A 10432-nucleotide genomic window follows, 5' to 3' on the forward strand; every position below is an offset into this window, starting at 1 on the left:
GAAGCAGCCTAGTCTCTAAGTCAAGGCTGTAGAAGCCCATTGATCGACACGGAGTGGCGTCGATGGGTAGTTCACAATTACTCTACCTGGCTTGGTAAAAACGGCCTCTACCTAGAGGATTTATCAAAGCGAGGTGGCTTTGCGCACTGACGTATCTAAAAAGATGCAGCAACGTGCAATGTATCGAAGGACTCGCAGAAACCGTAAGCTACGCTACCGCCCTGCACGTTGGTTGAACCGTGCCTCAATGCGTAAAGAGGGGCGCTTAGCACCGTCTCTAAAAAGCAAGCTTGATTCACACTTGCGTGAGAAAAAGCAGGTTGAAGCTATCTTACCAATTTCACATTGGAAGGTTGAAACTGCTAGCTTCGATATACACAAGATAACTAACCCAACTGTGACTGGTGCCGGCTACCAGCAAGGCGCACAGCTGGGCTACTACAACGTTAAAGCCTACGTATTGCAACGTGACAATTATAAATGTCAAAGTGGACGTAAAACGAAGCACAGCGCCAAGCTGCACGTACACCACAAAGTATTTCGTTCTCAGGGCGGCACTGATGCACCCAGTAACCTAATAACGCTATGCGAGACGTGCCATAATGATTTACACGCAGGAAAGTTTGAGCTAAAAGTGAAGCGCTCAAAGACAAAACATGCGACTGAAATAGGTATAGTCAAAGTCCAGTTAAAACAGTGCTGGGATTTTGAAGAAACGTTTGGCTACGTGACCAAATTTAAGCGCGAGCAAGTATTGGGCTTACCGAAAACTCATTACTATGATGCCGTGTCAATTTGTTGTGAAAATGGCGAGCTTGTACAACAAGCCAAACATGTTTTACGTAAACGTCATGTGGCTTCTGGTGACTACCAACAGACAAAGGGGGTTCGCTCCGAAAAGTGGATACCAGTCGGCAAGCTATTTGGCCTAAAAAAACACGACTTTGTACAAACACCACAAGGTACTGGTTTTGTTAAAGGCAAGCGTAGCTCAGGCTACTTTGCCCTAGAGACTATTTTAGGTAATAAGGTTCACGCCTGCGCCAACATTAAGAAAAACACGGTTCGGATTTCTGCTCGAACCACTACGTTAACTCAACCAATGGAGGCGGCAAGGATACTCGTCACTAAAGTACCGAGTATCCTTGCCGTAAACTGATGATAATTCAAACCTTACTACCGAGTCCTATCGACGATATTATTATTCAAGGCAGCGAAAACGGCGTGAGCTATGTGGGTTTTTATCCACCTAAAAATTACCCCATTACAGCGCTTAGCGAAGTGACTAATGACGCTATTTTATGCGCCGCAGCGCAGCTTAATGAGTATTTTGCTAAGCAGCGCACTACCTTTACAGTACCTTTAGATACCCAAGGAACCGTGTTTCAACAAAGTGTATGGCAGGCATTACTTAACGTTCCCTATGGGGAACTTAAAACGTATGGCGATATTGCTAAGGTATTAAACAACCCCAAAGCGGTGCGCGCTGTTGGCGCTGCTAATGGCAAAAACCCAATAAGTATTATTGTACCGTGCCACCGTATTATTGGCGCAAACGCAAAATTAACAGGTTACGCGGGTGGACTTGCAAGAAAACAATGGTTATTGCAGCACGAAACCGGTTGATCAGTTCTTAATGCATAAAATGCATAAACCAAATTGGTATTAACGCTCATTTGAGGTAGCATAAGCGCACTTTTTATCTGAAGGCACAGCAATGGCGCAATTATACTTTTATTATTCTGCAATGAATGCGGGTAAATCAACCACTTTATTACAATCTGCATTTAATTACCAAGAGCGTGGTATGGAGCCGGTGATCCTCACAGCTGCAATTGATGATAGAGCGGGAGTAGGCAAGGTATCTTCGCGAATTGGGCTGCAAGCCGATGCGCATATTTTTGATGAAAACAAAGATGTGTTTGCGCTTATACAGTCACTAAATCAAGATAAAAAACGCCATTGTGTACTAGTTGACGAATGCCAGTTTTTATCTAAAGAGCAAGTGATGCAGTTAACCGATGTGGTTGATGAACTGGGTATTCCGGTACTATGTTACGGCTTGCGTAACGACTTTAGAGGTGAGCTATTTACCGGGTCGCAGTATTTACTTGCTTGGGCTGATAAGCTAGTAGAGCTTAAAACTGTGTGTCATTGTGGCCGCAAAGCCAACCACGTATTGCGTACCGATGAAAATGGCGATGCAATAGCCGATGGTAACCAAGTAGAAATAGGCGGCAACAACCGGTATGAATCGGTGTGCCGCAAACATTATAAAGCCGCGTTAAATATGGGCCGCTAATGCCTTTATAAAGGTGTCTATATCTGCTTTAGTTATGTCTAAGTGAGTTACTAACCTAAGTTGCTTACTTGGACTAAACAGTATTCCTTGCGCTTTTAAATTAGCTGCTAGCTGCTGTATATTTATATTAGGCTCGCAGCTGGCATAAACCATGTTGGTGGTGTTTTTCATGTTAACGTTAAAGCCATTAAGTGTACTTAATTGCTGCGCTAGGTAGCGCGCATTAGCATGATCATCGCTTAAGCGTTTGACATTATGCTCAAGTGCGTATTGCCCTGCTGCTGCTAACATTCCTGCTTGGCGCATACCGCCGCCAAGTACTTTTCGCCAGCGTCTTGCCTTGCTAATCAGCGCTTTTGAACCTAGCAATAACGATCCAACTGGCGCACCTAACCCTTTAGATAAACAAATCGAAACAGAATCAAAGTGCTGAGTAATGGCAGTTATATCCACATTAAGATCGGCTGCTGCATTAAACGCACGCGCACCATCTAGGTGTAGCGATAAGCTGTGCTGGTTTACAAACTTGCGCGCTGCAGCAAGATAGTCAAGAGCAAGTACTTTACCGCCTATGGTGTTTTCAAGGCTTAATAAGCGAGTGTTGGCAAAATGATTATCATCAGGCTTTATTGCCGCCGCTATTTTATTAAAGCAAAGTGTACCGTCTGCTTCGTTTTCAATTGGCTGGGGTTGTATTGAGCCTAAAACGGCTGCGCCGCCGCCTTCAAATTTATAGTTATGGGCACTTTGGCCGCAAATGTATTCGTCTCCGCGCTCACAATGTGCCATTAACGCCAATAAGTTAGCTTGAGTACCTGAGCTACAAAAAAGTGCCTCCGCAAATTCAAAGCGCTCACATGCATATGCTTCTAGTTGGTTAACACTTTCATCATCGCCATATACGTCATCGCCTACAGGGGCGTTATACATTATATCGCGCATAGCTTTAGAGGGTTTAGTTACCGTATCTGAGCGAAAATCTATCATAGGGTTAATCCTTACTATATTATTATTCGAGTTCTTCGCAAATTTGCTCACGTGTAGCTTTATCAAAATAACTCCAAGCAATAAAACGGCTAACTTTTTGCCCTTGTGCCATATCAACTATTTTATATTGGGCTATAGGGTGTTGTTTTAATTCTTGCTCTAAAGCCGCAATATTATCTTTTTTCGACACCAAAGAGGTAAACCACATTACTTGCTCTGCAACGGCTGCACTTTCTTTAATCATATTAGAGATAAATTGCACTTCACCGCCTTCGCACCATAGCTCGTTATTTTGGCCACCAAAGTTAAGTGTGCTGCTAGGTGCTTTGCCAAGGTTTTTCCATTTACGTTCGCTACCTTTAACAGCGTCTTCGCTGCTGGCATGAAACGGCGGGTTACACAGCGTTAAGTGGTACAGATCTTTACTGTTTATAACTCCTTTGAATATATTTGCGGCATTTTTTTGCTGTTTTAAGGTTATTTTTAAATTATTAAATTGCGCAATTTGTTTTGCTACTTTAATGGCTGCAGGGTCAATATCGGTGCCAGTAAAATGCCAGTTATATTCATGCCCACCTGTGAGCGGGTAAACTAAATTAGCGCCGGTGCCAATATCTAATACTTTAACTTGACGGCCAGTGGGAATTTGCGTTTGGTTATCGTCAGCTAATAAGTCGGCCAAATAATGAATATAGTCTACTCGTCCCGGAATAGGTGGGCATAAGTTATGCTGTGGAATATCCCAAAAATCTACATTGTAATGGGCTTTTAAAAGGGCTTGATTAAGGGTTTTTACCGCTTTGTTATCGCTAAAATCAATACTTTTTGTACCTGCAGGTGTTGTAATAATAAAAGCAGAAAGTGCAGGATGCTGCTCAGTTAATAGGTCAAGATCGTAGCCATTTAAATGTTGATTACGAGGGTGTAGTTTTGCGCGTGAGGTGCTTGCTTTCATGATGATTATTTTTACAACAGGAATAAAAGTTAATTGTAACAAATACCGAGATAAAAACGTGATAATTTTCCCTATGGCTACGAGGTTGTTACTGGTAGGATGAGCTGTTAGCAATTAAAAAGGACTCACTGTGGCAATCACTCAGCAATCAGTATTTATAACATTAGCCGATCAGCAAACACTGCATTTACGTCGTATTAGTAGCGATAAGCCAAATGGCGCAGTGGCGTTTTTTATGCATGGCGCGGTAGAAAACGGTAAAATATTTTATACCCATAGCAACAAAGGCTTAGCGCCTTTTTTAGCCGAGCAAGGGTTTGTGTGTTATGTGGCTGATTTACGTGGTCGTGGTGAAAGTAAACCGGTTATAGACAAGCATGCTCGTTATGGTCAAACCGAAGCTATTTTAGAAGATATTCCTGCATTTATAGATAAAATAGAGCAGTTAGAGGGGAAAAAACCAGATTATTGGCTGGCTCACTCTTGGGGTGGGGTGTTAATGAATAGCGCATTTGCACGATTCCCAAATTATATTAACGACGTAAAAGCCTGTGCTTACTTTGGCACTAAGCGCTCGTTATTTAATAATCACCCTAAAAAGTTACTTCAAGCTAATTTCATTTGGTATTTTATGGCGCCGTTAATGGCTAAAAAGCATGGGTACTTACCGGCTAAACGCTTAAAGTGGGGCAGTGACGATGAAACACAAAAGTCGCATTGGCAAAGTATGCAGTGGGCTAAAAAAACACCTTGGATAGACAGTGACGATAACTTTGATTACGCTAAAGCCGTTGCACAATTAACCTTGCCGCCAACGCTGCATATTGCAGGCGCAAAAGATAAAGCCCTCGCACAACCAATAGATATTCAAAAGTTTATGGAAGAGTCGGGTCCTGGGGTACAAAAAATGCAAATTTATGGACGTCGTTATGGCCATAAAATAGATTACGACCATATTAATATGTTAACCCATCCGCATGCGCGCAATGAGCAGTTTAAAGATGTACTTAATTGGTTTGCGACTGCGCCAAAAGCTTAAGTAATGGCGTTTTGTAGCGTTGCCACTTATCAACATTGTGCAGATTAACCGGTTCACGTATAGCGTGTTTGCTGAGTGTGGTAACCGCGATTTTTTGTTTATAAAATGCCAAGCAATTTTCTTCAAACGAGCAACCTATAAACCTAAGTAGTGCAGTGAGTTGGCCTTTGGGGTCCGTTACTAATTGCTCATAACTTAGGTTATATATTTGCAGTGCCGGAAACGCCTGCCAATGCGCCATTAACTTTTCGTACAAGCTATGGTATTGCTTAAACTCGGTTAACGAGCAAAAGTAAGGCTCGTTTTCGGCAAAATAATTACTAAATACCGAAAATGCCGTGGCATTAAAATCGCGGGTTAAATTAATAAATTTTGCATTTGGAAATAGCATATAAATAAGCCCAATAGCTTGATAGTTGCTTGGCAGTTTATTAATAACAAAGGGGCGAGAAGGGCTTGCTGTTTTTAATTTTGCTATATAAAGGTCGCGGGCCTTATTAATTAACTCATGTGTTAAATGATCTAAACAGTGTGGATAGCTAAAACCGGTTTTTTGTTCTAAAAAAGCCATCACATCACTACTTATACTAATACTTTCACCCATGCTTGAGCACTGGCTATGATTTACCAACATTTGTTCAAGTAGGGTTGAGCCGCTGCGTGGCATGCCAATTATGAATAAGGGGGTAAGGCCACCTTTCACACTTTTATTCGCTGAGCTTAAAAGAGCAGCTGTATTGTATTTTATTATGTCGTCGTAAAAAGCAGTAAGAACTTGGGTATCAAATTCGCTTAGTTTTCGTTGTAATTGGTTAGCTAATACAAAGTAGTTAAACGCCTGATCAGTATCCTCTAGTTTGTCGTAACTTTTTGCCAAAGCGTAATAGCACACCATTTTAAGGCGTAAATTATTAGTTTGCGTTAGCAAGTGATGCAAGTTACTGAGGTAGTTATGTTCTTTGTCAAAACGCCCCAATTGTACCAACTCTAACAAAATATAAGCTGTAACAGGGTAAACGCCTAAGCTCAGTGCATGCGAAAAAGTAGTATGGGCTTTATTTAGCTCACCATACGTTAAATAGTGCTGGGCTAAATAGTAATGTGGGTCGGGGTTATTACTGGCTAAGTTTTTTGCGTACTCAAGCACTTTTAGCGCATCATTTGGTGAATTTACATTATTAAATGCATCAGCAAGTGCGTGTAGAGGTTCAAGCATATAAGGCAGGCGTTCACAGGCTTTTTGTAATAAATATACAGCATCATCATTACGCTCTAGGCGCAGTGCAATTCGGCCTAAACCAAACAGGGCTTCGCCGTTATCAGCATCGGCTTTAAGTATTGTTTTGTAGTAAAACTCAGCATCTTTAAGTTTGTTTTCTGCCAGTAACTGATTCGCTTTTTTAAGTAGCATTGTAACTTTAACATTCCTGTTGATTCTGTCTTGACTATCTATACAGCGAAAAAGGCGAAATGTCTTTCACATTTCGCCTTCACCTTATGACCAATAAGGATTAAAAAGTATAAGTTGCTTTAACGTAATAATAACCACCGTTAATACCAAATGGTGATGTTTCGTAGTATTGACCACCCCAATTATTATTAGGGATAAAGTCGCTAGCGCCACTAAAATCAAGTTTTTCAGCTTCTTGGTCAAGTAAGTTTTGTGCACCTACAGAAAAGCTCATTGATTCGTTTAAAAAATAAGTAATTTCAGCATCTAAGGTAACCGCAGCATCTGCCATTTTAGCTGTTTCGTCATAATCTACATGCACACCTTGGTATTCACCAAAGTAGTTTACGCGGGTAAACGCAGAGAAGCTTTCCCATTGTTGTGCCCAGCTTAGAGTTGCACGATGATTAGATAAGTCATTCTCAAGACGGCTTACTTTAAACGGCCCTGTAATAATGGTTGAGCGGGTAACTTCGGTTTCATTCCAGTTGTACGCTAAGCTAAATGTTGAGCTGCCATTAAGTAACTCAGTTGAGTAGTTAGCCACTAAATCAACACCTTGTGTAGTGGTGTCAAAGTCATTAGTAAAAAAGCTTACCTGTGCTAGGTTTTGTACGTTAGGAATGCCCGAGGCAGTAAGTTTGTCTTTGTCTGCTTGGCTAAGTTCAATTTTATCAGATTGACTAATGCGCTCATCAACTTTAATATTGTAATAATCTACCGTTAAAAATAAATCGCCTAGCGTGTACACAGCGCCAAAAGTATAGCTTTGTGATTCTTCAGGCTCTAATTCTTGCCCGCCAAGTTGTATCGCAATTGGGTTAGTAGGTGGTAATAATGCTGAATCTACTAATACACCGCTGCTAAGGTTTGTTTGTACGTTACTCACATTAGCTTGGCCAACCGTTGGCGCTCTAAAACCTGTGCTGATTGAACCACGAATATTTAAATCTTCAGTTAAGTGATACTGAGCCATTAATTTGTAGTTAGTTGTCGTGCCAAAGGTATCGTAATCTTCAAAACGAACGGCTAGACCCATTAAAAACTCTTCAGTAAAGGGCGCTTCTATATCAACATAAGCGGCGTAGTTACGACGGCTATATTCACCGGCATCAGAGGGTTTAAACCCCGGGAAGCCATTTGAACCAATACCAAAGCCTTGATCGGTAAGTGGCCCTGCAATAAACGAGGCTTCATCGCCAGAGATCACAGTAAAGGTTTCTTCATGCCATTCTAGGCCTGATGCTATGTTTACATCGTATGCTAGGCCAAAATCAAAACCTTTAGATAGATCAAAGTTAAAGTTTTTCTCTAATTGTTCGTATTTACCTGGGCTAAAGTCACGTGGGCTTTCTGGGCCTAAAGACGCATTGATCGTGTCGTAAATAAAGTAGCGAGATTCATTATAACCAACCGTGCCGCTTAAGTCGTAATATACATCCTTTAAAAAGCCATCAGTAAACTGACCTTTAGTACCAATAGTGAGTGACGCATCGGTAATATTACCGCCAAAGTTTGGTGTAAAACCACCCGGCAGCATTTCATTAAATGCAAAACAATCTGGGTTATTTGCCACCCCATTAATATAATCTGGATTATCAAGCACGTTATCATCAATGGCAATAGTTGGGCAGTTGCCACTCATATCACCGGTTAAATCGCCAACGAGTAAAGTATCGCCGCCATCGTTTGAATAAGCACCCGGGCGAGTGTGAGGGTTACGGTAATAAAAACCACCTCTTACATCGCGCTCAGAGTAGTTACCAAACATGTAAAACTCTGAGTTATTGGTTAGCTCTAAACCTACATTACCAAAAATTGAAATGTCGTCGTTAACCTCAGGTGCGCCCCATACTTGAGTAATAGGTGCTATGTCGGGCACGCCGGCATCATTAAGTGCTTTAGCATCAAAGCGTTGTACTGAGCGGCTGGTTGCATCTGCGGTTTTATATTGAAAGCTTAAATTTGCAAAGCCATTGTCGGTAAATGGAAGACCAATATTGCCCGAAACTTGAGTGGTGTCGCCATCACCTTCGTAATACTCGCCCTTACGCACTTCAAGAGAGCCACCTTCAGAGGCATCTTTTAATACAAAGTTTATAACCCCTGCAATAGCGTCAGAGCCATATTGTGCAGCAGCACCGTCACGCAGTACTTCTACTTGCTTAAGGGCAATACTTGGAATAACCGAAATATCGGCACCTTGAGCACCATCGTTAATACCACCACCTAAAAAGGCGATAACAGAAGCGCGGTGTCGGCGTTTACCATTTAATAAAATAAGTGTGCTGTCTGATGGTAAGCCCCGAAGGTTAGCTGGGCGCACTAATGACGCTGCGTCACTAATTGGCATAGAGTGTACGTTTAATGAAGGTATAGCGCCCTTTAATAGCTCTAGCATGTCGGTGTTACCTGACTTGCTTAGCTCTTCACCACCAATAATATCAATAGGAACCGGTGAGTCACCAATAGAGTGAGGTGCTGAGCGTGTACCAACAACAGCAATTTTTTCTAGATTTTTATTAACTTTGGTTGTTGTTTGCGCGTCGGCTGCAATAGCAGAGCCAGATATAAATAATCCGGCTGTAGGGTGGCTAAGGCAAATTTAACTGCCTGGTTTAGCACATTGCTTTTTAATTTCATTCTAAATATCCCCAGTTAGAATAGTTTTGTTAATCATGTTTGTGTAACACGAGTTATTTTTGTAGCGGACTAGTCACATTTCATGGGGAGTAAGGTAATACTTGCTGACTCCTTAAAGCTTAATAAATTAAGCCCACTTCCTGTGAGTCCAGCTTATAGACTATAGAGAAAAAACAAGTAGAGAAATTAATAATTAACTATTATTTAACAATGAGGGTGTTTTGTATGAAATTGCAACAATACAGTGTGTGCTGCTTGTAATGCGCAGTTTGATTAAGGAAACGGTTAAATTAAGGGGAGTTTGAATGAGGGTTTAAGTGTTTTTGTTACTTTATTGTTATTGCGTGTTGCTCATTTTCACGCTTCCAAATAGCGAGCTGCTTTTTATATTCATCCCATACGCATGGGCAACAACTTCCACCACCACAGCACTCGTCCGGCTTAGGTTTTTCTGGTTTTGCGACTGCAGGTAGTATATTTAATTGCATATTAAGATTTTTTAAATACTAAAAAGGCTGTAAATAATAAAGTATTGACCTTGGCATGTAAATTATTCTTTGTGAACTTGAATCCCTGTGTGAGAATACGCCAATGCGATTATATAAAGTCATACACCGCGCACCATGGCGGGTTGTTAAAATTAGTTCCAAGCGCCAGCAATTGCGTTTTCGTCGTGCTATGGTTGCGCTTAAAATTGCGCTTGCGCAAGAAAGACAAGAAACAAAAGAAATGCTTTCAATTTATAAACGCTACACACAAGGGCAAACAAATAAAGCCGAATTAAAGCGTGCAAACGAGCAATTTGTAGATATTTTAAAGGGTTTGGGTTTAGGGGTATTTGCCATATTACCGTTTGCGCCTTTAACTATTCCCTTAGTGGTTAAACTGGGCCGCTTAGTTGGCGTTGATGTTTTGCCTAGCTCCTTCAATATGAATCGTTCAGTTAAAGAGCTTGATCGTGAAATAGCTCAAGAAAATCGAGGATGTAACTAATTTTGTGTAACTGCCTATCATTATTTACTCTAAAAAGAGTTTAAGGATTAGGCGATGAACATG

At 41.2% G+C, this 10432-nt stretch carries 9 protein-coding genes and 1 pseudogene; 5 read left to right on the forward strand and 5 right to left on the reverse strand.

Annotated features, from left to right (window positions below):
- Positions 1 to 118: 118 nt before the first annotated feature.
- The 3 genes from iscB (at position 119) to AAEY55_RS17560 (ending at position 2302) form a co-directional block, all read left to right on the forward strand.
- The gene (gene iscB / locus AAEY55_RS17550; RefSeq protein ID WP_255319066.1) at positions 119 to 1159 is read left to right on the forward strand and encodes an RNA-guided endonuclease IscB; all 1041 of its coding nucleotides are present in this window, start codon (positions 119 to 121) and stop codon (positions 1157 to 1159) included.
- Positions 1159 to 1626, forward strand: coding sequence for a methylated-DNA--[protein]-cysteine S-methyltransferase (locus AAEY55_RS17555; protein ID WP_089369189.1), 468 nt, complete (start codon positions 1159 to 1161; stop codon positions 1624 to 1626). The genes iscB and AAEY55_RS17555 overlap by 1 nt, the downstream gene beginning before the upstream one ends.
- A 91-nt stretch (positions 1627 to 1717) precedes the next feature.
- A complete protein-coding gene (locus AAEY55_RS17560) occupies positions 1718 to 2302 on the forward strand; it encodes a thymidine kinase (protein WP_011329924.1) in 585 nt (194 codons plus the stop codon).
- Here AAEY55_RS17560 and ltaE read toward each other — a convergent pair.
- Together ltaE and rlmF are read right to left on the reverse strand one after the other, a co-directional pair.
- A complete protein-coding gene (gene ltaE, locus AAEY55_RS17565; RefSeq protein WP_086994525.1) occupies positions 2285 to 3289 on the reverse strand; it encodes a low-specificity L-threonine aldolase in 1005 nt (334 codons plus the stop codon). The genes AAEY55_RS17560 and ltaE overlap by 18 nt on opposite strands.
- Positions 3290 to 3311: 22 nt before the next feature.
- Positions 3312 to 4244 (reverse strand): 23S rRNA (adenine(1618)-N(6))-methyltransferase RlmF, encoded by a 933-nt coding sequence (gene rlmF / locus AAEY55_RS17570; protein WP_041454980.1) that lies wholly within the window; start codon positions 4242 to 4244, stop codon positions 3312 to 3314.
- A 130-nt stretch (positions 4245 to 4374) separates the two neighbouring features.
- On the opposite strand from rlmF, the gene AAEY55_RS17575 reads away from it, so the two are divergent.
- A complete protein-coding gene (locus AAEY55_RS17575; RefSeq protein WP_011329927.1) occupies positions 4375 to 5283 on the forward strand; it encodes an alpha/beta fold hydrolase in 909 nt (302 codons plus the stop codon).
- Here the strand turns inward: AAEY55_RS17575 and AAEY55_RS17580 are convergent.
- From AAEY55_RS17580 to AAEY55_RS17590, 3 genes and pseudogenes are all read right to left on the reverse strand, one after another.
- Positions 5252 to 6694: a sulfotransferase gene (locus tag AAEY55_RS17580; protein ID WP_089369190.1), complete on the reverse strand. Its 1443-nt coding sequence runs from the start codon at positions 6692 to 6694 to the stop codon at positions 5252 to 5254. The genes AAEY55_RS17575 and AAEY55_RS17580 overlap by 32 nt on opposite strands.
- Before the next feature lie 100 nt (positions 6695 to 6794).
- A pseudogene (locus AAEY55_RS17585) lies at positions 6795 to 9376 on the reverse strand (TonB-dependent receptor plug domain-containing protein).
- A gap of 326 nt (positions 9377 to 9702) precedes the next feature.
- Positions 9703 to 9864 (reverse strand): oxidoreductase-like domain-containing protein, encoded by a 162-nt coding sequence (locus AAEY55_RS17590; RefSeq protein WP_086998010.1) that lies wholly within the window; start codon positions 9862 to 9864, stop codon positions 9703 to 9705.
- Between the two features lie 103 nt (positions 9865 to 9967).
- On the opposite strand from AAEY55_RS17590, the gene AAEY55_RS17595 reads away from it, so the two are divergent.
- A complete protein-coding gene (locus AAEY55_RS17595) occupies positions 9968 to 10369 on the forward strand; it encodes a hypothetical protein (protein WP_350552496.1) in 402 nt (133 codons plus the stop codon).
- Positions 10370 to 10432 lie beyond the last annotated feature (63 nt).

This window comes from Pseudoalteromonas sp. 120-MNA-CIBAN-0494 (genome assembly GCF_040308885.1).
In the GTDB taxonomy this organism is placed as follows: domain Bacteria; phylum Pseudomonadota; class Gammaproteobacteria; order Enterobacterales; family Alteromonadaceae; genus Pseudoalteromonas; species Pseudoalteromonas nigrifaciens.